We start from the raw sequence: 22,426 nt of genomic DNA, 5'->3' as shown, positions 1-22,426 counted from the left end.
CCGTCCGGGTCGAACGCGACGGGGCCACGTTCTTCTGCCACCACTGCGGACACTCCGGCGGGGTTCGCGCCGGGCAAGCTGACGGCGGACGCCATGGCGTTCGCGGAAAAGGTTCGGAAGATCGACGCGGAGACTTTGGCGCTGCTCGGCGCCGCCTCCGGAACGGCATACTTTCCGCGTAGGCTGGAGCGCAAAAGCCCCGCGGTCTTTTTCCCGTACATGCTCGACGGCAAGATCGTGAACTGGAAGGCGTGCGCCTATCCGGAGAAGGATTTCATCGGTCAGAAGGGCGGGAAACTCTGCTTCCTGAACCTCGACCGCGTTCTCGCCGCGCCTCCGGGCGATGTTTACGTCGTCGAAGGCGAATGGGACATGGCGGCGCTCGTCCAGGCCGGCGTTTCGGTCGACTACGTGATGTCGGTGCCGAACGGCGGTCGCGATCGTCACCGGGAAAGTGATGACAAGGATGAAGACGGCGAAAAACCGCTGACCGGGTATGGCTTCGTCGAGGATGCGTTCAAGCGCGGCCTCGGCAAGCACAAGCGCTTCATCTGGTGCGGCGACGCTGACGATACCGGTCATCTGCTCCGGCAGGACATGGCGAAGCTCTTCGGGCCGGCGAAGTTCTGGTTCATCGACTGGCCGGATGGCTGCAAAGACGCCAACGACATGCTGCGAACCGACGGCGCTGACGAGTTGCTGGATCGTGTCCAGTTCGCAGCGCTGCCGTGGCCGATCGACGGGCTCTTCGCGTTGTCGGAACTGCCGGAGATGCCGCCGATCCGCCCTTGGACGGTTCCAAAGCTTCCGGGCTGGAATGGGAAGATCCTGCTCGCTCCATCGACCATGAGCGTCGTCACCGGTCATCCGGGTCACGGCAAGACCGCATTGATGGCGCAGGTATGGGCGGACATCGCCTACATGTACGGACTGGTCGTCGCGGTGGCGACATTCGAGACACGGGCGAAGCCTCACTATCGTCGTATCTTGCGAACCCTGCACAGTGGCCGGCGCGAAGTCGACATGTCGCCAGAGGAAAAATTCCGCGCCGACGCATGGATCAACGATCACTACCGTTTCCTGGTCCATCCGGACCAGAAGCCGACACTCGACTGGTTGCTGGACATGGCTGAAGTCGCCGTCGTTCGTCACGGCGCGAAGGTCATACAGCTTGACCCCTGGAACCGACTGGAAAGCAGCCGCGACCATCGTGAGACGGAAACCGAATACATCGGGCGCTGCCTGACCGCGATCTACAAATTTGCGCAGGACATGGGCGTCCATTTCCAGGTGCTGGCGCATCCATCGAAAATGGACGGGCCGCGCAAGGGCAGCGCGCCGGAACTCGACGATATCGCCGGTTCCAAGCATTGGGATAATCGCGTTGACCAAGGCTTTGTGGTCCATCGGCCGAAGATGTTCGATCAGGGCCAGCGCTGCACCGATGCGGTGATCTACCACAAGAAAGCTCGGTTCGAAGAACTCGGCCATCCCTGCAAGTTGCACATCAATTTCAACCTCCAGACCGGGAGGTTCGAAGATGCTGTCTGACGGCGGCGACCGCTTCACACATGCGGAAATGGCCGAAGAACTTGACAAGCTGCTGTGGTCGAAAGCGACCTGGCTGGCCGATTTTGAGGCCGGCAAGGCGAAGCGTCCGGATTGGGAAATTGAGATACGGCGGCGCGAACACGCCGTCCTGAAACAGGCAGCGGCCGATTATCGGCGCGCGTCCGAAAGGAGATCAGCATGATGGAACAGGACATCGTCGACTTCTGCAGCGAAGCCTACAAGCTGGAAAAGACGGCGGAGGGGTATCTTGCAGAGCGATCGGCCGAAACGCTGGCGCAGCTTCGCGGCTACATTCGGTTAGAATTTCCTCAGGGCGACATGTCGGCTGGGCAGAAGTTTCTAGCCGAAATGATCGACGACGAGATCAGCGAACGGGAGCGTAATCCGTCGACGGCTTTCGAAGATGCGATCCTGTCGTTCGTTTCAGAGGAAGGTGAAGCGCGCGACCGGCTAGTCGATAAGCTGATGGCGTTGCCGGCGGCTCAATGGGATCGCTCTGCAGAAATTCTCGGCAACTGGATCGAGCGGGGTGGTCTGCAAGCCGCGACGTATGCGCGTGTGCTTGAAGAGGTCGTCCATGCGCGCGGTCGCAGCGCGGCGGTGAACCAATCGCCGATTGAGGTGCCGTTCGGATGACCGCTCCAGCCAACCCAATCCGCCGCATCGAGCCGGTGTCAATCTCCGGCCTGAAGCCGCACAAGCCGACGACGGGCGTCCCGATCGTCGAATACATCAACCCGCGCTCGCTCTACGTCGATCCGGCCTATCAGCGGTCGATCGGTGAGCGCGGCCTTCGGCAAATCCGGAACATCGTCGAGGCGTTCGACTGGTCCAAGTTCAAGCTGCCAACATGCGCCTACGGCACGAACTTCGCCGGGGAGACGATCCTGTTCGTTCTGGACGGGCAGCACACCGCTATCGGCTGCGCGTCGCATCCGGACATCGACGTGATCCCGGTGGCGATTGTCGAGGCGCCCATGACGGTCGAGGCACAGGCGGATGCTTTCATCGGCATCAACCGGGATCGGCTCAACGTCACGCCGCTGCAGTTGCATGTCGCGGCGGTCGCGGCCGGCAAAGACGATGCCGTCGCCATAGAGCGGGCTTGTCAGCGTGCCGGCGTCGAGCTGCTGCGGGGCACGCCTGGTAGCGGTCGGTTCAAGGAACGCCAGACGATTGCGATCACGGCCATAGGCCAGCTTATCGGCCGGCGTGGCGAAGACGGCGCGGTCGAGGTGTTGGCGCTGCTGCGCATGACCGGCCTGGCGCCGATTGCCGCGCACCACATCAAGGCGGTCGACATGCTGCTCTACGACAAGGAATTCTCCGACCAGATTGCCCCTGACGATCTTGTCGACGCGATCGACGACGGCATTGAAGCCGTGATCGAGGATGAGGCGCGGCTGTCGGCGAAGACGCATCGGGTGCCGTTCTGGAAGGCGCTCGGCAGCGCATGGTTCCGGAAGTGCCGGAAGCGGCGCGGCGGTCGCCAACTTGGGTTGCAGGAAAACCCAAGTCCTGAAACCGGGGTGAAATCTACTCCGGTTCACGGGGGTGAACAAAACCCCGGTGTTTTGACCGTGGCCGGTATTCCGACCGCTACCCCCAAACCCGCGCACCGCACTATTGTCCCGTTCTCGCCGGCTCCTGCACAGCGCAACGTCACGGCGGCCGTCATGGGCGATCCTTCGCCCGGTCGGTCGGCGCTGGATGAACGGAGGCCAGCATGACGCCTCTGGCCGATCTGATTGCACATTGGCAGCAGCGGGCTTGTGATTGCGCCCACGAGATTAGCGAGATTGTCGACCGCTACAATTTTCTGGTGTCGGCAGGCGATCACGGTTCGATGACCGACGACGATCTACGCCGGATGACAGGAACTTGGGAGGTCGAGTGGCGGATAGCACGCGACACCGCTTCATGGCTGGAAACGCTCCAGAATCGGATGAACGGAGGTCGTGATGCGCCGGGAGCAACCGCAACCCGGCAAGGCTGGACGCGCGGCGACGACGCAATGAAACGCATCGTCGTGTCCTTCGATGTCGAGAAGTTCGACCAGATCAGGGCGCGCGCCGTAGCCAAGGGCACAAGTTTTGCCGAGCAGGTTCGGCTCCTCACGGAATGGGGACTGGAGGTCGAGCAGATATGAACTACGTTCTTGGCCGAACGCTGCTCGACCGCAGAATAACCGTCTACCGCCAAGGACTCTTGGGCGAAATTGGCGGTACAGGGTCAAGCAATGTGTCACCGGCCCTCTCGGTCGTTCCACCCGGCAACTGTCCGTCCGGAGTGAGTTCATCGACTGCCTCCGGCAAGTTCACGGCCAGACGCTCAAGGATTTCCTCCCGGGATAGACCCGTCTGCTCATGCAGAGCCGCGATGGTATCTTCATCAATCGCCGCTTTGACATGCTCCGGATCGAGAGGCTTGTTCGGGCCTTTGCCGACCCAGGAGTCGACCGCATCGCCCTTGCCGGCCCCGCGGAACTTATCGAGGATTTCCGTCAGTCCGCCCCCTCCAAGAACCTTTTCGAGAGGATTGCCTGTGGGCGGTGCGGGAGCGTTCGGGTCGGCCGATTGGGGGTTCCACGCATCCGCGAGGCGGTCACGGTTCTTGTACAAGATTACACCGAGGGCGCCGAGCAGGACCTTACCCAGTAAATTTTGCATCGCGATCTCCTGTTGTTCCTGGAGACAGAAGTCCGCCGTGTGGGGATTTGTTCCCCAGATCGGTAAGGCGCTCTCTGCGCGCCGCCCAAGCCTTCGTAGGGCGAAATTTTGCCCGAAACCTCCCCATCAAATAATCTGGAGATCGGAATGAAGATCACCATCCCTGGCTGCGTGTCGATCACGGCTCTGAGCCTACGCTGGTTCGTCCTGCGCATCCGCGGCGGCATGGCAGATCCCGTCTTCGGTGAGCTTAGCCATTTGGGCTACGACGCCTATCTGCCCCGACGGCGCATCGACAAGTACAACCGTCGTATGCGCGTCATGGCAGAACGGTCGGAGCCGTTGTTGCCCGGCTATATCTTCGTGGCTCATCCGCGCACCGGCAAGCCGGTAGACGACTGGTCGGAGGTCGACGGCATCAACGGCGTCCAGGGCCGGCTGAAGGGCTCTAAGGGGCCTCTGATCATCCCGCAGGCCGTGATCGAGATTATCATGCGGATGGAGTTCGAAAGCGCGTATGACGACACGGTGGCCGGCAAGAAATTCCGCGGCGAAGGCGAGCGCGACAAGCTGCAAGCCCGGTTCCCGGTTGGCGCATCCTTCCGCGTCGTCGAAGGGCCGTTCGCGTCGTTCCTGGCGGAGGTCAAGTTGCTAACGCATGACGGCAAGGTCAAGGCCCTGATCGAGGTATTTAAGCGCCTGGTGCCGGCCGAATTCATGCAGGACCAGTTGGAAGCGGTCGGCAAGCCGGTGGCGTGATTTTCATGCATCATTGATAGCGATGTGGTGAAAATTGTGAGCGATTCGCCAGACGCTTGCGCGAAACGTGCAAATCACCTATCTTCCGCCTCGGACGAACTGCTTGTCTTTGTTTGGGGGCCTTCGGGCGCTGCCAGCGGAGCGGACCCAGCCCGGCGATATCGATCGGGCGCAATGGGTCCGCGTGCCTGACGATCAAGCGAGCGGACGCGCCGAATCCTCTTCCTCGATCTCACGCACAGCATCATGCCAGTGTTTTTCGTCAGTGGCGTCTTGGCGGCCGTCGCGCTCCCACAGTTCATAGGCTCGCTTCTGTATGCGTCGTTCGCGGCTTTCCTCTGACGAAGCACCAGCCGTTTTGAAAGCGTCAGAAAGATCACGCTTGTCAGGATCGGCAAGGCTCTCGCCGGCAGCGTCTCTTGCGGTATTTGGATCATCCACCGCAGGTAGATAACCTCTCGGCCGATTTTCCTCTGGTCCTTCCCATCGTGGTAACTGATCGGTGGTGCCGGGAGCGGCAGGTATGGAACGATTGGCCATGGAACATCCTCCTATCCTCGGTGGATGAACTCGGATCCCTGAGCGAAGTTCCTAGGAGTATGAGCTAGCCTCAGTTGAGATGCCGTCGGAAAGATGCGTTAGCTTTTTACGCGGTCGAGTCTGCGAAGAGCGGCGTTCACTTCGAGCATTCTCTCGACCACGTGCCCTTGCACCCGCCAAGCTCCGACGCGATTGCAACTGTCGCACTCGTCGCATCTCAGTCGAGCTCGAGCTTTGAGCCGGTGAGCTGAGTGCTTTAGAGGAAGGAGCCTGCGGGATTCGGGACACAGCAATTCCGGACACGCAAGGCGGCCCCTCCGTGATAGATCCCGACCGAGTAGACGGTCTAGCCATATCGGCAATTCCACCTCCCGTTCCAACTGAGCCAGATGACCAAATCTATAGCGACCTACCTTTTGGTGGCTTGATTTATCTCAGCCGGGTTAGCGGCCGGAAGCTGGCCGCTGCAAAAACGCGGGAAGCTGGTTCATGGCTCGTCGAAGTCCAGAAGCCGGAGCCTACCGCGCCCTCTACAAAGACCCCGGTTGGCGCGGCCCGCACAGCGCAGAAGCGAAAGCGCGCGGCGTAGAAACGGCTAACGCCTCAGTTGAGATGCTTGCCCTTGGGGACGTGCGTTGTCGCGAGGCATTCGATCTCGCGCACCATGTGGATGAGTGTGCGATTGTCGCCTAGGATGGGCCCAAGACGCTCGGCCTCAGCGAGAGCGTAGTAGACGATATTCACCAGATCGGTTGAATAGTCGCCCGGATGCATTTTGGGCTTGATGCCGGCTACCAGGTCTCGGATTGCGTCGATGTTCGTAGCGATGCGTTTCATGGCGCGCTGATACGCCGGATCGTCGGTCACCTTCAAGTCGGGGTAGTGCAGCCCGGTAGCACGCCAGCCTCATAAGCTGGAGGCCGCAGGTTCGAATCCTGCCCCCGCAACCAATCGAGACCGCGACCATGGATGAAGACTACTGGTGTCGGTGGCGCGCGCGCCGTGCGTACTATCGCGGCATCAAGCCGACCGAACGGCGAAAGGCGATGGCCTATCATCGTGGCGGCCTATGCGGCATCATCGCAATGGTCGTCATGGACGTCATGCTGCCGGAACTCGACGGCAAGCGCTATGTGTCCATCTCGCATTGGGGGCTGATCCCCTACGAAGCCTGATGGCCCGCCGTAGCCCAGAAGCCGCCCAGTATCGGGCGCTGTACGCTGATCCTCGCTGGTGCGGCCCACATGGGATACGCAAGCAAGCCTTCCTTCGCGATCTCTACACCTGCAAGCGCTGCGACTGCATCGTGATCGAAGGCAACCGGCATCATCCGCAGGCCGCCGTTGCGCACCACAAGGTGAAGCATCGCGGCGATCCGAAGCTGTTCTTCGACCTGGAGAACGTTGAGACGGTCTGCAAGCGCGACCATGACACGCTGATCCAGCGGGAGGAAGCGCGCGGCTACGTCATAGGGTCGGACATCAATGGCCGGCCCCTCGATCCGCAGCATCCCTGGAATCGGTGAGCGTTACCCCTTGGCAGCCCGTCCACGCTTCTTCGGGGCTGGGGCCGGCGGAGCGACATTTCGGCCAAGCCCGCTTGTCTTCGCAAGTTCGGAGCGGCGGGCTGCATAGTTCGGCGCGACCATGGGATACTCAGCGGGAAGGTTCCACTTTTTTCGGTATGCCTCGGGCGTCAGTCCGTATTGCGCCAAGAGATGACGCTTCAAGGATTTCAACTTGCGGCCGTCTTCTAGCGAAATGAGATAGTCGGGCGTGATCGATTTCTTGATGGAGACAGCGGGAACCAATTGCACCGGCTCAGGCACAGGAGCCGGCCCACCTAGATTGCGGATCGCTGAGTTGATGTCTGCAATCAGGCCCGGAAGGCTTGCCGGTGGGGTCGGATTATTGCTCACGTAAGCCGAGACAATATCGGCGGTGAGTTGCAGCAGCGAATCATCGTCTATCATCTGCGGTAGCTCCCGTTGAAAACTAACGACTATTTGGAACAACGTCATAGCGCAAGCCAGGAATGGAACTGACCAGTTCCCCTCAAACAGAGAACGAGGGTCTCGCTGAGGGCAGGGCTGATATCAAGTTGTCGGTCGCTCGCAACTAAGGCATCCTCGTACAGGTGAACAAATGCGCGTTCGGGTCGAGACTCCGCGATCAAATGTGCTCCATAGTCCTCGCCGTTCAGGGGTTGAGGAGCACGATATGAAGCTGGAGCCCGATCTACTACGAGCGCTGTTTCTGTACGTCGAGGAGCACGCAAAGCGTCCAATCTCGTCGCTCGAAGATATTCAACTCCACGGATGGGCTGCCGACGCTGTCGCCTATCACGTCATCCTGGCTGAGGAGGCTGGCCTGCTTAAGGCGATCATCGAAGACATTCCGGACACAGAAGACGCCGAGCGTTTCCATGTCGTCTACAATGTTCAGCGCCTGACTAGCCGTGGGCACGAATTCCTTGGGACAGTTCGCGACCCGAAACATTGGCGTATCGTGAAGGATGGAGCCAAGAAGGCAGGCATTGCGACCATCAGTTCTTTGTTCGGTATTGCTGAGGCCTACGCCAAAATCAAGGTCACAGAGTTTCTCGGGCTCCCGCCCTCATAGGACCGGGCGATCCGGAGACGCGGAACTCGGCCTGACCGATCACGGTGACGTTGGTGACTACGATGCGCATGGCGCGGCCGGTGTCCTCCCGGACAAGCTGCAACCGGTCACTGTTGAAAGCGTGACCGATGACGTCGGGCTCGGCACGGAAGATACCGGTAGCCTCCAGTAGAGCGCCCTTGTCGTCAACGGAAATGGAATACTCAACGCGACCCAAGTCGACACCGCCATCAGCGTATAGGCGTCCAAGCCCTTCGATCATTGCAACGTCCCCTTGATCAATTCGCCGCCGATCTCGGCACCTGTCACGCCCCCGTCCTTCATGTGAACGTTGAGAAGCGTGAGGGTCCATCGCTGCCCGTCGTAGTCGAAGGGCCGACCATCGAACCAAGCCTGAGCTGCTTGGGTGATGATCGGAGAAGGTCCGTCGAGGGTTAGACGTAGGGTGTCCATCGGAGTGCTCATTCGTGGTGACCGCATTCTACTTCATCCTGTTTGCGGCGACCATCATAGCTTCCCATGTGTGCAGGCCGCGTCAGGCGACGTGAGGGCGATCAGGGTGCCATCCGCCGACGGAAGGGAGGGGGAGGGTCGACAGCAAACGCCGCCTCGGCCCTATACCCGCGTCCCCCCTCCCTTTTTGCGGACAACAGTTTCAGAAGAAAAAGATGAGGCCATCCCGAAGGGATAAACTGCATGAACGTGATTGAAGGAACTGGCGAGATCATCGCCGAGCCGGATTGGCGATCGCTGTTCACAGACGAACTGGAGATCGCGGCGGCACAGGAGCATTGGCGCGTCGTCGCGTCGGAGCTGCGTGAGCGCCAACTACTGGCGGCGGCCAATGCTCATTCGGTGCAGCGCCTGGTTTGCGCCTACCTGATGTTCGACCGCATGTATCGCGAGGTCGCCGAAAACGGCGTCGTCACGAAACCACGCCGTGGCAACACCAAGGCGATTGCTCGGGTCAGTCCCTACTTCACTGCCATGCGAGAGGCCGGGTCCGATGCCGCCACGTTGGAGGCGGAACTTGGCATCTCACCGCGCCGTCGTGGCGACGTGACGAAAGCTGAGCGCAAGCAGCGCAAGGAACGCGCCTCAGATGCCTTCATACGCCCGGCCAGCAGCCGATGACCCAGCGACCCGGTATGCATGCGATGTCCTTGACGGCAAGATCGTGGTCGGCGACCTGGTCAAGGAGGCTTGCCGACGCCATCTCCGCGACTTGGACGGAGCGGCGGCGCGGGGACTGCATTTCGATGCGGATAGGGCGAAACGGATTTGCCAGTTTTTCCCCTCAGTTCTGACGATCACCGAAGGGGTGAAGGCCGGCAAGCCATTCGACCTGCTCCAGTGGCACAGTTTCGCGGAGGGTTCGCTCTTCGGCTGGCGGCGGCAAGATGGGTTGCGCCGCTTCCGCATGGCCTGGCTGGAAACCGGAAAGGGTCAGGCGAAATCGCCTCTCATGGCCGGGACCGGTCTCTACATGATGGGCTACGACGGCAAGCAGCGGGCCGAATGCTATGCGATAGCCGGCGACAAGGATCAGGCCAAGGTCGTTTTCAACGACGCTGTCGCGATGTGCAGGGCAAACATGCCGGGTCGCGACGATGACGAGTTCGAATCGTTGGAGTCGACCGAAGAAGTCATTATCCGTGGCACGGGCGACCTGGCCTGGATGATCGAGCATCCGGCTACCAGTTCGAAGTTTCTCCCTCTGGCGAGCGTAGACGCGATATCCGGACCTCGCCCCTACTTCGTGGCGGCCGACGAAATTCACGAGATGAAGACCGCGCACCCGATCACGACGTGGAAGGCGGCGATCGACAAGATGAGTGGTGACCCGCTCATGATGCTCGGGACGAACACACCTGGCACGAACCAGATCGTCGGGTCGGAATATTCCAACCTGTTTGAGCGGGTAATCACAGGCAAGGCCGAAGACGACACGCTGTTCGGGTTGATCTACCGTGTCGACAAGCGGGACGAGGAAACCGTTTTCGAGAACGAGGCGGTGTGGCCGAAGTCGATGCCGGCGCTCGGCATTACCTTCCCGATCGAGAATGTCCGGAAGAAGGTTGCAACGGCGAGGCTCCTGTTGTCCGAAGCGCTCTCGACCAAACGGCTCGTGTTCGGGATTCGGGTCGGCACAGACGGTTTCTGGATTTCGGAAGCGGCCTGGAATTCGTGTCAGGGCAAGGTCGACGAAGATAAGATGACCGATGCCGATTGCTGGCTCGGGCTGGACCTGTCGAAAAAGAACGACCTCACCGCCTTGTCAGCGACGTGGCGGAAAGACCTGAAGCTGCACACCAAGAGCTGGTATTTCACGGTCAAAAGCGGCCTTGCCGACCGTGCGCGCGACGACAAGGCGCCCTATGTGGAATGGGTTGCGAAGGGACTGATAGCCGCCACCGAGGGCGCGACGATTAGCTACGACTTCGTCGCTGGCCGGGTGCACGCGATCTGCGCTCGCCATCGCGTGAAGTACATGGCGGTGGATTCTGCAAAGATCGACGACTTCGTTGATGCCTGCGCACGCATTGGCTTCCCAGTCTGGATTTTTGAAGGACCAGACGCGCCAGCCGGTGACGGTCTCATGATTGTGCGTCACGCACAGGGCACGCGGATCGTCTTTCAGGAGCGGTCCCTATGCATGCCGAAGTCCATTGAACGGCTGGAAGACGCCATCCTCAACGGGGACATCGTCATAGACGCGAGTGAGGTGACGACGATGTGCGCGGCCAACGCTGTCGTCCATGCGGACCCGATGAACAATCGGATGTTTGACAAGAAGCGCAGTCGGGGCCGGATCGACGGCATGGTATCCATCGTGGAATCCGTTGGCGCTGCCACTGGCGACATCACGGAAGGCCCGATCTCCCCCTGGGATGACCCGGACTACAAGTATCAGGCGGCATGATGGGCATTTTTGCACCAAGCGCGGCGGACATCGGTTCTGCCGTAGCCACTGCCGTGGCTGCGGAAATGGACAAGCGTTCGTCCATCGAAGATCCGAAGGTGCCGATCTCCGACGCCAAGATCGTCGAGTTCCTTGGCCTGCAAGGTATCTCGGCGACGGGCATTTCGGTAACGATCGAAAAGGCGCTCGGCGTGCCGGCGATCTGGGCGGCCGTCAACTTCCTCTCGGGCTCGCTCGCGCACCCGCCGTTCAACCTGTTCAAGAAAGACAGCAAAGGCGGGCGGGATAAAGTCCGCGGTGGCCTGGCGACGATCCTGCACGACGCGGTCAACGATGAAACCTCGTCCTTCGACTGGCGAAAGCTGCACTTCGATAGCGTCTTCACCGGTGGCCGGGCCTTCACCTTCATCGAAAAGAATGCGGTCCAGAAGGTGTCGAACCTCTGGCCGCTCGATCCGGACCGCACGACGGTCAAGCGGGTCGATGGTCGTAAGGTCTATGAGCACCGGGACGGAAAGAGGACGCATACCTACGTCGCCTCGGAGATCATCGATCAGGCGTTCATGCTAAAAAGCGACGGGCTGCGGCACCGCTCGCCGATCATGGCGAACAAAGATGCGATCGGCCTTATGATCGCCGCGACGCAATATGCGTCGAAGTTTTTCCAGAATGGCGGCGTGCCGCCCTTCGTGCTCACCGGGCCTTTCAAATCTCCGGGCTCGCTGGAACGGTCGGCGACCGACATGGAGACGGCGGTCAAGGAAGCCGCCGAAAAGCGCAAGCTGGCGATCTCGCTGCCGTCCGGGCACGACATCAAGCCCGTTGGCGCCAATCCGGAAGATTCGCAGCTCGTCGAGTTGCAACGCTTCTGCATCGAACAGGCGGCGCGGATTTGGGGCCTCCCGCCGATCTTCCTCCAGGACTTGACGCACGCCACGCTCAACAATTCGGAGCAACAGGATCTTCACCTGGTCAAGCATGTGCTGACCCGCTGGGCGAAGCAGTTCGAACAGGAATGCAACCTCAAACTGTTCGGCCGGATGAACAACCGGCAGTACGCGGAAATGAACCTGGATGGCATCCTTCGCGGCGACTTCAAGACGCGCATGGAAGGCAACGCCCGCGCGATCTCGACGGGCCAGATCACCCCGGACGAAGCCCGCGAGATGGAAAATCGGTCGCCTCACGGCGGAGCGGCAGCCAAGCTGCATATGCAGGGCGCGATGATGCCGATCGACAAGCTTGGCACGAAGCCGGCGCCGGCCGCCGGCAGTGGCAACGGCCTCCCAGCCGACGACAGTGACGAGACAGGAAAGCAGGACGATGGACCGTGAGATTCGCGGCGGCATCCCCGCCGAAATTCGCGCCGATGAAGTTGGCGTCAAGGTGGCCGGCTATGCGGCAGTGTTCAATCAGCCCGCCGACATAGGCGGATGGTTCCGGGAAATCATTCATCCCGGTGCTTTCCGCTCGGCGATCGGCCGCGACGACGTGCCGTTCCTGATCAATCACGATGGCTTGCCGCTGGCGCGCACGCGGTCGGGCACGCTGATCCTGGCCGAAGACGACAAGGGCTTGAAGATGGATAGTACGCTCGATGCGGCTGACCCGGACGTCATGCGCATCGTGCCGAAGATGAAGCGCGGCGATCTCGACAAGATGTCGTTCGCCTTCCGGGCAACCCGGCAGGAGTGGGATGAGACCGGCGACATCCCGGTCCGGCATGTCTACGAGGTCGACCTATTCGACGTGTCGATCGTGACCGACCCGGCCTATGCCGGAACCGACATTGGCCTTCGCAGCCTCGAAAAGCATCGTGAGGCTGTCCGCAAGGCAACGAACTATCATGCGGCACGCAATCGGCTGCGCATGAAGCTGAACCTGGCTCTCAGCGAGCGAGAGAACGGCCGGTAGCGCCTGCTGCCCGCCCATCAACCCGAAACCCACAAGGACTTTCACCATGACCGTACAGCTCAAAGAGCTGCGCGAGCAGCAGGCCCGTATTGCGACCAACGCCCGGGCGAAGCTCGAAGAAATCAAGGACGATACGCCGGCCGAACGCGCCGCCGAGATCGAAACCGAATTCGACGCCATGATGGCCGACTATGACAAGCTCGGCGAGAAGGCGGAGCGTCTGAGCCGCCTGGAGGACGCGGAAAAGCGGACCAATGCGCCCGATCCGCGCCGACCCAGGGGCGACAACGGTGAACAGCGCGGCGTCGAAACCGGCACCGATGTCGAGCCTGATTACAAGGAGGTGTTCGCCAAGACCGTTCGCTTCGGGGCGACCATTCTGACTGCAGAGGAACGCAGCGTGCTGATGGCGCACCGCGACGATCTTCCTGCGGAAGTGCGCGCACAAGCGGTCGGGACGGACGCGGCCGGCGGCTACACCGTACCGGAAGGCTTTTCAGGCGAGATCGACAGGGCCATGAAGGCATGGGGTCCGATGTGGGATGCCAACATCGTCCGCGAAATCGTCACCTCCGGCGGCAATCCACTGCCTTGGCCGACTGTTGACGACACCTCGCAAACCGGCGCCCTAAAGGCTGAAAACGCTTCGGTCACGGACGACGCATCCGGGGATGTGGTGTTCGGCGAAAAGCGGCTCGACGCCTACATCTATTCCACCAAGCTCGTGCGGATTCCGATCGAGCTACTGCAGGACAGTGCCTTTGACATGGAAGCGCTGCTGGAGGACCTGTTCGGCGAGCGTCTTGGTCGCCTCTCGAACACCGTACTCACGACAGGCACCGGCTCGAACCAGCCGAATGGCATCGTGACGGCGTCGACGCTTGGCAAGACGGCCGCCTCGGCGACCGCCATCGCGTCCGACGAACTGATCGACCTTCTGCACTCTGTCGATCCAGCATATCGGTCCTCCCCGAAGTGCCGCTGGCAGTTCAATGACAGCACTTTGGCGGCAATCCGAAAGCTGAAGGATGGCCAGGGCAATTACCTTTGGCAGATGGGCGACGTTACCAAATCCGAGCCCGATCGCCTGCTGGCGCATCCATATTCAATCAACCAGGCCATGGCGAACATCGCGACTGGGCAGAAATCGATCATCTTCGGCGACCACGGCAGGTACATCGTGCGCAAGGTGCGCGGCTTCACCGTGCTCACGCTGCGCGAGCGTTTTGCCGAGAATTTCCAGGTCGGCATGGTTGGCTTCAAGCGTTTCGACGGCGAGCTGCTGAACACCGCTGCGGTCAAGCACCTGATCCAGGCGTAAGCCGGACAGTTCGGACGGGCGGCTCCGGTCGCCCGTCGTCCTCCCTCACGACAAGGAACGCGACCATGCTGAAGATCGTCTATCGCACGAGCATGTCCGGCCCGGCCGGCACCACCAAACCCGGCGATGTCGCCGATGTCGACGACGAAGAGGCTGCTCGCCTGTTCGAAGCTGGCTTCGCCGATCCATTCCGCGAAGAGCCTGAGAAAGAAAAGGCCGTCCGCAAGCCCGCCCCTGAAAAGGCGGCGAAGGGCTAACCCATGTGGGAACGGATTGAGCGCGTCGCGCAGCCGGAGACCGAACCGCTGTCGCTTGCAGAGGTCAAGCAACAGTGTCGCGTCGATACGGTCGTGACCGACGATGACGCCTTCCTGACGCGCTGCATCCGCGCTGCCCGTGAGGCCATCGAGGGGCCGGACGGGCGCGGCCTGGCGATCATGGCGGCCGACTGGCGGCTGACTTTGGATTGCTTCCCGAAGGAGGTCCGCATCCCCATGGGGCCGGTCCTCTCGATCGTCAACATCGTCTATGTCGACGGCGCTGGCGCTGCGCAGACGCTCGATCCCGCCGATTACCATTGGCGGCCGGGCCGCTACGAAGCCCGCATCCAGCCCGCCTACGGCAAGGCTTGGCCTGCGGCCCGCAGTCAACTCGACGCGGTAACAATCACCTTCAAGGCCGGGTTCAAGGGCACTGAGGAAGATCCAATCAAGCTTGGAAACATCCCCGAACCGCTGCGCGTCGCGATGATGATGCTTATCGCGCATTGGTACATGGTCCGATCAACGACGGTTGTGGGCACCGTGCCGACCGAAATCCAGCACGGTTTCGAAGACATCATGAACATGTTTGCGGTCGGCCACGTGGCCTGACGCGCCTCACAGGAGAAGGACCATGGCAGACGTGACCATTACGGCCGCGAACGTGATCGCGGGCGCTGGCGCCGAAATCGAGCACGGCACGGCCGGCGCGACCGAAACCTCCGGACAGGCGCTTTACCGCGACGCGGCCGATAGCCGGCTGAAGGTCAGCGACAACGACGGCACGGCGGCGGCGCGCAAGGTGCGCGGCTTGGCGCTCAACAGTGCGGCCAACGGGCAGCCGATGGCGATCATCCGGCGCGGTCCCGTGACGATCGGCGGGACGCTGGTCGCCGGCACGACTTACTGTCTGAGTTCAACGCCCGGCGCGATCTGCCCGCAGGCCGATGTCGCCTCGGGCGATGACGTTGTGATCATCGGCGTCGCGATGACGACGGCGATATTGAACGTCGCAATCCAGCATCCCGGCGTGACGCTGGGATGACGGTCTGGCGCAGCATCGGGGTTAGCGCGGTGCCATTGGTCATCTTCGTCCTCGCTGCCGTGCTCGTCATCTATGCGACGTGCGACGGCGAGTTCGGGGCCTGCCTCGATGCGATTGCGGAGCGTCCGTGATGCCCTGGGTCCGCTTCACCGACGATTTCGACTTCAAGCCGAAGCCGGCTGTAACCCTCGCCTATCTGCGCGGCGACGAATGCAACGTGACGACGGCGTGCCGCGACGCCGCGTTAGCGGCAGGCAAGGGCGTCCCGCTGCGCAAGGCTTCGAAATCGGCCAAGCTTACGGAGATCGTCGATGCACGACGCCGGCCGACTGAATGAGCGCTTCGCGTTCGATAGCCGGGGGCCAGCGTCCGGACCGGACGACGGCACAACGAAAGGCGACTTCGTCGAGCGCTTCGATCTCGCTGCCGAACGGATATTCCTTCGCGGCGGCGAAGCGGTCATGGCGGGCCGGCTGCAAGGCAAGCAACCGGTCATCATCCGCGTTCGGGCATCGTCGCTAAGCCGGCAGATAACCCCCGAATGGCAGGCGCGGGACAAGCGATCTGGCGAGCCCTACGCGATCCATGGCGTGACGATCACGCCGGGCCGTGACTGGATCGAAATCCTGGCTGAGAGCGGAGTTCCGTCATGACGCTGATCGATATCTGCCTCTGCATCATGGCGTTCAACCTGACCGTGATCGCCGCTGTCATGTTGCTGCACGCTCGCCGATGACCTCGATCCTCAATCTGGCCCGGCTACAGCGGAAACTCGACCGCCTGCCGAAGGTAACGAAGTCGCTGATCCGCGCCGGCATGGAGGAGCAGGCCGATACCATCGTCGCGATGATGAAGTCGCTGGCGCCGAAGGACCGGGGTGAACTGGCGGATAGCATCGGCTGGACGTGGGGCAAAATCCCGGATGGGTCCAGCGTCGTTGCGGAGGTCAAAAGCTCACTCGGCGGCGACATGACTATTACCATCTTCGCGGGTGATGAGGTCGCTTACTACGCAAAATGGGTCGAGTTTGGAACGCAGGCACATAGCCTTGCACGCAACGCTTCCGTCAAGCGCGGGAAACGGCAGGGCGAGGGTCGTCAGCACGCCGGTACGCCGGCGCAACCGTTCTTCTTCGTGTCCTGGCGGGCGAACAAAAAGGGCGCAAGCCGGGCGGTTCGTGCCGCCACGCGGAAGGCCGCGAAGCAAGCGGCGGCCGGCTCATGATCGACGCTTCCTATGAACTGCAGATTGCTATCGTCGCCCGGCTGAAGGGCTTTGCGGCGGTTACGGCGCTGATCGACCAGCGCGTCTATGATGATCCGCCGCGCAATGGCGAAGGGCTCGTTACGGCGACGTTCCCCTACATCTCGTTCGGACCGACGCAGATCCTGCCCGATGGGTGGGATTGCCAGGACAGTTCCGAAATCTTCTTCCAGCTCGACGCGTGGTCGCGGAAGCCAGGTTTCGCCGAAGTCAAGAAAATCGCCGGTGCGGTCAGGCCGGCGCTTCACAGGTATGATCTTCCCTTGACCGAAAACGCGCTCGTGTCGCTCGAATTCGTCAACACGAGCATCCTGCGTGATCCGGACGGCAAAACCAGCCACGCCGCGATGACGTTCAAGGCCGTCGTCGACCACGACTGACCTCTTCCCTCCATCCATCGTCAAGGCCCGCTCCGGCGGGCGCAATCGTTGCCATAGGAGAACCATCATGGCCGACGCTACTTCCATCAAAGGCGGCAAATTCCGCGTGCTTCTTGGGTCCGGCTCGGGGCCGGTCGTCTACGCCGCGCCCTGCGGTTTCCGGAACAAATCGATCACCTTCACCAAGGGGACCGAAGAGTTCACGCTTCCGAACTGCACCGATCCGGACAAGGTGCCATGGCTCGGTCGCGACGCGACCAGCCTGTCCATGTCGATCAGCGGCGAGGGCGTCCTTGCTGCGGAATCGGTCGAGACCTGGCTTGATGCCTGGGAGAACCCGGACAGCATCCCGGTCAAGATCGAGATCGAGTTCCCGGCGAAGCTGATCACCTGGACTGGCCTGATGCACGTCACCACCTTGACCACGGGTCATCCGACCGAACTCGGCCGCGTCACCAATCAAGTGGAAATCGCGTCTGACGGCCAAATGACCCGCGTGATGACGCCATGAGCCGTAGGGCGTTCCTCACCGTCCCATGGGCTGACGGGGACTATACGTTCCGTCTCCCGTGGGGCCAGCTCGCCGAACTGCAAGAGGCGATCGGCGCTGGGCCGTATGTCATCCTCGATCGGCTTCGCGACCGCTCTCCGAAGCAGCAGCCGATAGAGGCCGATGACGATGCGGCAACGCTCGGCCTGGACGATGATGACGATTTCCCGCCGCCGCCTCGCTGCGGTGTGAAGGAAATCAGCAGCGTCATCCGTCTCGGCCTGATCGGTGGCGGGCTCAAGCCGCACGTCGCGATGAAGCTCGTCCGGACCTATGTCGAGGAGCAGCTTCCGGAAGAGAGCCGCCCGCTCGCCTGGGCGATCCTTTCGGTTGCCCTCTACGGCGCGCCGGATGAGGATGACAGCTTCAAAAAAAAAGAGCCGACGCCGAAGGACCAAGGCTAGACGATCTGCCTAACGGCCGGTTTCGTTTCGCCATGATCTACGGCAAGGGCGCGGCGATGGGGTTTTCGCCCCAGCAGATCGACGACATGTCGGTGTGGCAGTTCATGGCCGCCTGGGACGGTTTTGTGAAAGCCAATGACCCGAAAGCCGGCGAGGAATTGTCGGAAGATGAGGCGACCGAACTGTTCGAATGGGTGACCGGCGGCTAGAGCGTTCTACAGGTTACAGACCGCGAGCAATTTGCCACCACTGTTGGGCGATTTGATCTGCAGCGTCCACCCCGACGAAAAGTCTGTGCCCTGGCTTTGCAATGTTTCCGACAGTTCAACACAAGCCTGCTGTGCTTTCGAACTCGTCGTGTCAGTCGTGTCGATTGTAACAATCACGGGTGAATTCGCGCCTGAAACTTCGCAGGGCGAGGTCGACACCCTGATCTGGTCGATCAAACTGCACAATCTCAATGCGTTGATGACGCTGTTGTCTTCGGCGAGCGCTGTTCCGACGGCAAGCGTGGCGAGAGCTGCGCCAATCACGACTTTCATTCTCTGAAGCTCTCCCGGATCCAAAATGGCAACAGACATCGAGAAGCTGGTCGTCCAGCTATCGGCGGACATCAAAGGGTACGAGCGCGAAATGCGCAAGGCCCGCGGTGTTTCCGATCGCGAGTCCCGCGCTGTCGTCAAGCGCTGGGACGACACTAACAAACGCCTGAGCGGCATCGGCCGCAACATGGCGCGGGGGCTGGTTGCGCCGCTGGCCGGCGTCGCCGGAGCGCTCACCGTTCGGGAAGTGCTGCGCTATGCCGACGCCTGGACACGGGCGAAGAATTCCCTGTCGATCGCCGGTGTCCAGGGTGCGAACCAGAAGCGTGTTCTCGATCAGCTTTACCAGTCGGCACAGGACAACGCCGCGCCGATCGAGGCGCTGACCGGGCTCTACGGCAAGGCGGCACAAGCCGGCGATGTTCTCGGCGCGACCCAGGAACAGCTTATCGAATTCTCGGACGGCGTTGCGGTCGCGCTCAAGGTTGCCGGCACAGGCGCGAACGAAGCACGTGGCGCGCTGACACAGCTCGGGCAATTGCTCGGCTCGACCCGCGTCCAGGCGGAAGAGTTCAATAGCGTCAACGACGGTGCGCGGCCGATCCTCCAGGCGGTCGCGAACGGGCTCGACAAGGCCGGCGGCTCTGTCTCGAAGCTGAAGCAACTCGTCAACGATGGCGAGGTCTCGGGCCGCGAGTTCTTCAATGCGTTCCTCAAGGGGCTACCTCAGCTCCGGGCACAAGCGGCCGGCGCAACGCAGACGATTGAGCAGGGCTACATCAAGATCAACAACGCGCTAACCAAGTACATCGGCCAGACGGATTCGTCACTCGGTGCGTCACAGCGGCTCGTTCAGGGTCTCAATGCCCTGGCTGATAATTTCGATGAGACCGCAGATACGGTGTTGATGCTCGCTGGCGTGATCGCCGGCGCGCTGGTCGGTCGCTCGCTCGCGGGCATGATCGCGAAACTTGGTCTCGGCGCGGTTGCGATCATGCGTTTTGTCCGTGCTCTTGCCGCGGCCCGTACTATTGCCGCGACCGGCCTGGCCTTGGGTGGACTTGGCGCAGCTGCCGGCCCTATCGGCTTCGTCATCGGCACCGTTGCGGCCGGGGCTCTTGTTCACTTCTCGACTTCGGCGGCTGAGGCTGCTGCCAACGCCGATGCCGTGACCAAAGAACTGGAAGATATGGGCCTGATTGCCAAGCAGGCATCAGACGGCGTCGATGAAACCGCGAGATCGCTGGACGACCTTACGGCCGGCGACCGCGCCCGCAAGATTGCGGCATTGAACACCGAGTTGGAGCGCCTGCGCGGCGGTGGAAAGCCTTGGAGCCAGGGCGACGAACTGGCTTCGATTGCCGACGATGCACGTGCAGCGATGCGCGGGCTCGTCGGGCTGTACAATACGAGCGCAACCGACAAGGCTGCCCGCACGCAAATTGCCGACCTGGCTGACGCTTATCGCGAAGGAACCGGCAAGGCCAAGGATATCCTGGCAACGCTGCGCGCGATGGCTGACACGGAAATCAGCCAGCCGGTTCTGGATTTGAACCAGCAGTTGCAGAAGACAATCCAGCGGGCAGAGGCGATCAAGGTCGGGCTGTTCAAGCTCGGCGATACGTCGTCCATGGATGCGGTACGGCGCGAAATCGGGCGCGCCCGCGAAGAACTCACCAATTTGAAGAATGTCTGGCCGACCTCGAAGAAGGTCTTCGAGGGCATGGATGCGGTCATTGGCGACTTTGTCGATCTCGGCGGTTCGGCGGAGGAGGCGAAGGAGAAGCTGGCGCAGATCGCCGGAACCAATCTCGAGGCGAATGCGATCCGCAGGCAGATCGATGTGATGATCGACGCGCTGGCGTGGCTGCGCGAGGAGGCGCGGGAGGTTGCGGCCGAATTGGGCGGCATCCCGGCCGTAAACACAGGTGTCAAGATCGACCAGCGCCGGGTCGATGGCCTCCGTTCCATGGGTGAGGCGCGGGAAACCGCGCGGGCGATGGACCAGCGCCTTATCGACGCGCAGCGCTCGCAGCTCGAACAGCAGATCGACCAGCGGGCCAAGGAGATCGTCAAAGAGTTCGGCGACAAGATCAGCGAACAGGCAGCGCGTATCCAGGCGCGGACGGAAATCTCGCTGGAAACGCAGACGCGCGGCGGCGAAGGTGCCGTCTCCGGCTACGTCGACCGGACGATCGGCGCCGAAAGCGGCGGGAACCGGTTCGCCAAAAACCCGCGCTCGTCGGCCGAAGGTCTCGGCCAGTTCATAGACAGCACGTGGCTTTCGCTGTTTCGGAAGTATTTCCCCGGCGAGGCAGCACAGCTTTCGCAGGCTGCAATCCTGGCGATGAAGACGGATGCGGCTAAGTCGAAGGCGCTGATCGAAGCATACGGCAATGAAAACGCGGATGCGCTACGCGCCGCCGGCATCGCGGTCGCCGACGCGGCCGATGAATACAAGCTGCATCTGGCACATTTCCTCGGACCGCAGGGCGCGATCAACGTCCTGAAGGCGGCACCCGGCACGCCTCTCAGTCAGGTACTCGACGCTCGGCAGATTGCGGCCAATCCGGAAGTTCTCGGCGGCAACCGGACGGTGGAAGACGCCATTGCCTACGGGCAGAAGCGCGCTGGCATGTCGACGGCGGGCACGCAACGTCTGGATAGCCGGGAGACGTTCCAGGCTAGTCTTGCCGAATACAAACAGACAATCGACTTCCTGAAGGAGGAAACCGGTCTCCGGGCCAGCCTCAACCCGCTGATCGAGGATTACGGTCGCGGCCTGTCGACGCTCCAGGCGGCGCAAGAACTCCTCAACATGGCGCAAGAGGAGGGAACGGCCGCCGGCCGCGAACTCTCCAGCGCGCAACAGCTTCTCACCGGCGACCTGTCCGGCCTGACGCCGGAAGCCCGCGAACAGGCTCTCGCAATGCGGGAACTGGCGGAAGCGTCGGGCTCCGCACAGGCGGCAAGCAACCAGCTCGACGATGCACAGGGCCGCCTTCGCGAAAATCTCGGCGAGCTTTCCGCTACCGGAAAGGACATCCTGAGCGGCTTCATTCAGGATCTTCGAAGCGGCAAGACTGCGACCGAAGCGCTTGGCAATGCCTTGGGCAAGCTCGGCGACAAGTTTCTGGACGCGGGGCTGAACCTGCTTTTCGACGCAGGCAAGCCGGGCTCGGGCGGCGGCATCTTCGGTTCGCTCCTCGGCAGCTTCGCTAAAATCTTTGGCTTCGCGGACGGCGGATGGCCCGGTGGTCGAGTGCGCGGTCCGGGCGGGCCGCGTGGCGACAAAATCCCGATCATGGTGTCGGACGGCGAGCACATCACCAATGCGCGGTCGGCGAAGAAGTACGGGCCGCTGCTCGATGCGATCAACAACGACACGCTGGCGCGCATGGCGGATGGCGGGTGGCCGATGCGGGCGCCGGTCATGGCATCGATGCCGGTGCCTGGCGCGCGGGGCAGCAGTCGCGACACGGTGGATATCAGGTTGCAGGACGATAGCGGGCGCATGGCCGACATCGCCGACCAGCGCATCGTCAGCCGCTCCGGAACCATCATCAATGTCGCGGTGCAGCGCGCCAACAAGGGCGTCATGCCGGCGGTCGCCAAGTATCAGCAGGAACGTGCCGGCGCCGACTGGCGCACGGGTCGATAGGG

The 22,426-nt window shown here is 61.8% G+C and carries 33 protein-coding genes; 26 read left to right on the top strand and 7 right to left on the bottom strand.

Translation table 11 applies throughout. The features are described 5' to 3' along the window. The first annotated feature begins 93 nt into the window (after positions 1-93). Genes ACSBOB_RS01695 through ACSBOB_RS01675 form a run of 5 tightly spaced genes read left to right on the top strand, consistent with a single transcriptional unit; the run spans position 94 to position 3,721 of the window. Positions 94-1,551: a DnaB-like helicase C-terminal domain-containing protein gene (locus ACSBOB_RS01695; RefSeq protein ID WP_442580742.1), complete on the top strand. Its 1,458-nt coding sequence runs from the start codon at positions 94-96 to the stop codon at positions 1,549-1,551. Continuing rightward, positions 1,541-1,753 carry a hypothetical protein gene (locus ACSBOB_RS01690; RefSeq protein ID WP_442580741.1) on the top strand — a complete coding sequence of 71 codons (213 nt, stop codon included), beginning with the start codon at positions 1,541-1,543 and terminating at the stop codon, positions 1,751-1,753. Before ACSBOB_RS01695 ends, ACSBOB_RS01690 begins: the two co-directional genes overlap by 11 nt. Beyond that, complete coding sequence (locus ACSBOB_RS01685; protein WP_442580740.1) at positions 1,750-2,208, top strand: hypothetical protein; 459 nt, start codon at positions 1,750-1,752, stop codon at positions 2,206-2,208. Before ACSBOB_RS01690 ends, ACSBOB_RS01685 begins: the two co-directional genes overlap by 4 nt. Continuing rightward, positions 2,205-3,302, top strand: coding sequence for a hypothetical protein (locus tag ACSBOB_RS01680; RefSeq protein ID WP_442580739.1), 1,098 nt, complete (start codon positions 2,205-2,207; stop codon positions 3,300-3,302). Before ACSBOB_RS01685 ends, ACSBOB_RS01680 begins: the two co-directional genes overlap by 4 nt. Continuing rightward, a complete protein-coding gene (locus ACSBOB_RS01675) occupies positions 3,299-3,721 on the top strand; it encodes a hypothetical protein (RefSeq protein WP_442580738.1) in 423 nt (140 codons plus the stop codon). The genes ACSBOB_RS01680 and ACSBOB_RS01675 overlap by 4 nt, the downstream gene beginning before the upstream one ends. A gap of 43 nt (positions 3,722-3,764) precedes the next feature. Here the strand turns inward: ACSBOB_RS01675 and ACSBOB_RS01670 are convergent, their stop codons facing one another. Continuing rightward, on the bottom strand, positions 3,765-4,241 hold the full coding sequence (locus ACSBOB_RS01670; protein WP_442580737.1) for a YidB family protein: 477 nt from the start codon (positions 4,239-4,241) through the stop codon (positions 3,765-3,767). A 147-nt stretch (positions 4,242-4,388) separates the two neighbouring features. Here ACSBOB_RS01670 and nusG point away from each other — a divergent pair, with 147 nt between their 5' ends. Next, positions 4,389-5,000 carry a transcription termination/antitermination protein NusG gene (nusG, locus tag ACSBOB_RS01665; protein WP_442580736.1) on the top strand — a complete coding sequence of 204 codons (612 nt, stop codon included), beginning with the start codon at positions 4,389-4,391 and terminating at the stop codon, positions 4,998-5,000. Positions 5,001-5,195: 195 nt separating this feature from the next. On the opposite strand, the gene ACSBOB_RS01660 is transcribed toward nusG, so the two are convergent. Together ACSBOB_RS01660 and ACSBOB_RS01655 are read right to left on the bottom strand one after the other, a co-directional pair. Then, entirely contained in the window at positions 5,196-5,540 is a 345-nt protein-coding gene (locus tag ACSBOB_RS01660) for a DUF2934 domain-containing protein (RefSeq protein WP_442580735.1), read from the bottom strand. A gap of 603 nt (positions 5,541-6,143) precedes the next feature. Continuing rightward, complete coding sequence (locus ACSBOB_RS01655) at positions 6,144-6,407, bottom strand: hypothetical protein (RefSeq protein ID WP_442580734.1); 264 nt, start codon at positions 6,405-6,407, stop codon at positions 6,144-6,146. A gap of 98 nt (positions 6,408-6,505) precedes the next feature. Between ACSBOB_RS01655 and ACSBOB_RS01650 the strand changes: the two genes are divergently transcribed. Then, a complete protein-coding gene (locus ACSBOB_RS01650) occupies positions 6,506-6,715 on the top strand; it encodes a hypothetical protein (RefSeq protein WP_442580733.1) in 210 nt (69 codons plus the stop codon). Then, positions 6,715-7,065, top strand: a complete 351-nt coding sequence (locus ACSBOB_RS01645; RefSeq protein WP_442580732.1) for a hypothetical protein — start codon at positions 6,715-6,717, stop codon at positions 7,063-7,065. Before ACSBOB_RS01650 ends, ACSBOB_RS01645 begins: the two co-directional genes overlap by 1 nt. A gap of 3 nt (positions 7,066-7,068) precedes the next feature. Here the strand turns inward: ACSBOB_RS01645 and ACSBOB_RS01640 are convergent, their stop codons facing one another. Then, entirely contained in the window at positions 7,069-7,512 is a 444-nt protein-coding gene (locus ACSBOB_RS01640) for a MucR family transcriptional regulator (protein WP_442580731.1), read from the bottom strand. A gap of 247 nt (positions 7,513-7,759) precedes the next feature. Between ACSBOB_RS01640 and ACSBOB_RS01635 the strand changes: the two genes are divergently transcribed. Beyond that, the gene (locus ACSBOB_RS01635) at positions 7,760-8,161 is read left to right on the top strand and encodes a DUF2513 domain-containing protein (RefSeq protein ID WP_442580730.1); all 402 of its coding nucleotides are present in this window, start codon (positions 7,760-7,762) and stop codon (positions 8,159-8,161) included. Here ACSBOB_RS01635 and ACSBOB_RS01630 read toward each other — a convergent pair. Together ACSBOB_RS01630 and ACSBOB_RS01625 are read right to left on the bottom strand one after the other, a co-directional pair. Beyond that, on the bottom strand, positions 8,130-8,423 hold the full coding sequence (locus ACSBOB_RS01630) for a hypothetical protein (protein ID WP_442580729.1): 294 nt from the start codon (positions 8,421-8,423) through the stop codon (positions 8,130-8,132). The genes ACSBOB_RS01635 and ACSBOB_RS01630 overlap by 32 nt on opposite strands. Further along, entirely contained in the window at positions 8,420-8,614 is a 195-nt protein-coding gene (locus ACSBOB_RS01625) for a hypothetical protein (protein ID WP_442580728.1), read from the bottom strand. The genes ACSBOB_RS01630 and ACSBOB_RS01625 overlap by 4 nt, the downstream gene beginning before the upstream one ends. Before the next feature lie 243 nt (positions 8,615-8,857). Here ACSBOB_RS01625 and ACSBOB_RS01620 point away from each other — a divergent pair, with 243 nt between their 5' ends. The 16 genes from ACSBOB_RS01620 (at position 8,858) to ACSBOB_RS01545 (ending at position 18,430) form a co-directional block, all read left to right on the top strand. Continuing rightward, entirely contained in the window at positions 8,858-9,295 is a 438-nt protein-coding gene (locus ACSBOB_RS01620) for a P27 family phage terminase small subunit (protein ID WP_442580727.1), read from the top strand. Then, positions 9,264-11,084 (top strand): terminase large subunit, encoded by a 1,821-nt coding sequence (locus ACSBOB_RS01615; protein WP_442580726.1) that lies wholly within the window; start codon positions 9,264-9,266, stop codon positions 11,082-11,084. Before ACSBOB_RS01620 ends, ACSBOB_RS01615 begins: the two co-directional genes overlap by 32 nt. Before the next feature lie 65 nt (positions 11,085-11,149). Next, positions 11,150-12,418, top strand: a complete 1,269-nt coding sequence (locus ACSBOB_RS01610) for a phage portal protein (protein WP_442580725.1) — start codon at positions 11,150-11,152, stop codon at positions 12,416-12,418. Further along, on the top strand, positions 12,408-12,998 hold the full coding sequence (locus ACSBOB_RS01605; protein ID WP_442580724.1) for an HK97 family phage prohead protease: 591 nt from the start codon (positions 12,408-12,410) through the stop codon (positions 12,996-12,998). The genes ACSBOB_RS01610 and ACSBOB_RS01605 overlap by 11 nt, the downstream gene beginning before the upstream one ends. Positions 12,999-13,044: 46 nt before the next feature. Further along, on the top strand, positions 13,045-14,319 hold the full coding sequence (locus ACSBOB_RS01600; RefSeq protein WP_442580723.1) for a phage major capsid protein: 1,275 nt from the start codon (positions 13,045-13,047) through the stop codon (positions 14,317-14,319). Between the two features lie 65 nt (positions 14,320-14,384). Beyond that, a complete protein-coding gene (locus tag ACSBOB_RS01595) occupies positions 14,385-14,576 on the top strand; it encodes a DUF7302 family protein (RefSeq protein ID WP_442580722.1) in 192 nt (63 codons plus the stop codon). A 3-nt stretch (positions 14,577-14,579) separates the two neighbouring features. Continuing rightward, positions 14,580-15,191 (top strand): head-tail connector protein, encoded by a 612-nt coding sequence (locus tag ACSBOB_RS01590; RefSeq protein WP_442580721.1) that lies wholly within the window; start codon positions 14,580-14,582, stop codon positions 15,189-15,191. A 22-nt stretch (positions 15,192-15,213) separates the two neighbouring features. Further along, positions 15,214-15,624: a hypothetical protein gene (locus ACSBOB_RS01585; protein WP_442580720.1), complete on the top strand. Its 411-nt coding sequence runs from the start codon at positions 15,214-15,216 to the stop codon at positions 15,622-15,624. Then, positions 15,621-15,755, top strand: a complete 135-nt coding sequence (locus tag ACSBOB_RS01580) for a hypothetical protein (protein WP_442580719.1) — start codon at positions 15,621-15,623, stop codon at positions 15,753-15,755. The genes ACSBOB_RS01585 and ACSBOB_RS01580 overlap by 4 nt, the downstream gene beginning before the upstream one ends. Next, positions 15,755-15,961 carry a hypothetical protein gene (locus tag ACSBOB_RS01575; RefSeq protein ID WP_442580718.1) on the top strand — a complete coding sequence of 69 codons (207 nt, stop codon included), beginning with the start codon at positions 15,755-15,757 and terminating at the stop codon, positions 15,959-15,961. The genes ACSBOB_RS01580 and ACSBOB_RS01575 overlap by 1 nt, the downstream gene beginning before the upstream one ends. Beyond that, positions 15,936-16,277 (top strand): head-tail adaptor protein, encoded by a 342-nt coding sequence (locus ACSBOB_RS01570; protein ID WP_442580717.1) that lies wholly within the window; start codon positions 15,936-15,938, stop codon positions 16,275-16,277. Before ACSBOB_RS01575 ends, ACSBOB_RS01570 begins: the two co-directional genes overlap by 26 nt. 79 nt (positions 16,278-16,356) lie before the next feature. Continuing rightward, positions 16,357-16,848 carry an HK97-gp10 family putative phage morphogenesis protein gene (locus tag ACSBOB_RS01565; RefSeq protein ID WP_442580716.1) on the top strand — a complete coding sequence of 164 codons (492 nt, stop codon included), beginning with the start codon at positions 16,357-16,359 and terminating at the stop codon, positions 16,846-16,848. Further along, entirely contained in the window at positions 16,845-17,267 is a 423-nt protein-coding gene (locus ACSBOB_RS01560; RefSeq protein ID WP_442580715.1) for a DUF3168 domain-containing protein, read from the top strand. The genes ACSBOB_RS01565 and ACSBOB_RS01560 overlap by 4 nt, the downstream gene beginning before the upstream one ends. A 67-nt stretch (positions 17,268-17,334) precedes the next feature. Beyond that, positions 17,335-17,778, top strand: a complete 444-nt coding sequence (locus ACSBOB_RS01555) for a phage tail tube protein (protein WP_442580714.1) — start codon at positions 17,335-17,337, stop codon at positions 17,776-17,778. Next, on the top strand, positions 17,775-18,221 hold the full coding sequence (locus ACSBOB_RS01550; protein ID WP_442580713.1) for a gene transfer agent family protein: 447 nt from the start codon (positions 17,775-17,777) through the stop codon (positions 18,219-18,221). The genes ACSBOB_RS01555 and ACSBOB_RS01550 overlap by 4 nt, the downstream gene beginning before the upstream one ends. A 32-nt stretch (positions 18,222-18,253) precedes the next feature. Next, positions 18,254-18,430 carry a hypothetical protein gene (locus ACSBOB_RS01545; RefSeq protein ID WP_442580712.1) on the top strand — a complete coding sequence of 59 codons (177 nt, stop codon included), beginning with the start codon at positions 18,254-18,256 and terminating at the stop codon, positions 18,428-18,430. Positions 18,431-18,436: 6 nt separating this feature from the next. Here ACSBOB_RS01545 and ACSBOB_RS01540 read toward each other — a convergent pair whose 3' ends face one another. Then, complete coding sequence (locus ACSBOB_RS01540; RefSeq protein WP_442580711.1) at positions 18,437-18,763, bottom strand: hypothetical protein; 327 nt, start codon at positions 18,761-18,763, stop codon at positions 18,437-18,439. A 25-nt stretch (positions 18,764-18,788) separates the two neighbouring features. Here ACSBOB_RS01540 and ACSBOB_RS01535 point away from each other — a divergent pair, with 25 nt between their 5' ends. After that, positions 18,789-22,424: a tape measure protein gene (locus ACSBOB_RS01535; RefSeq protein WP_442580710.1), complete on the top strand. Its 3,636-nt coding sequence runs from the start codon at positions 18,789-18,791 to the stop codon at positions 22,422-22,424. Positions 22,425-22,426: the final 2 nt, after the last annotated feature.

The organism is Mesorhizobium sp. KACC 23794, assembly GCF_052180275.1.
Lineage (GTDB): Bacteria > Pseudomonadota > Alphaproteobacteria > Rhizobiales > Rhizobiaceae > Kumtagia.
This window is presented reverse-complemented; position numbering and strand designations above follow the sequence as displayed.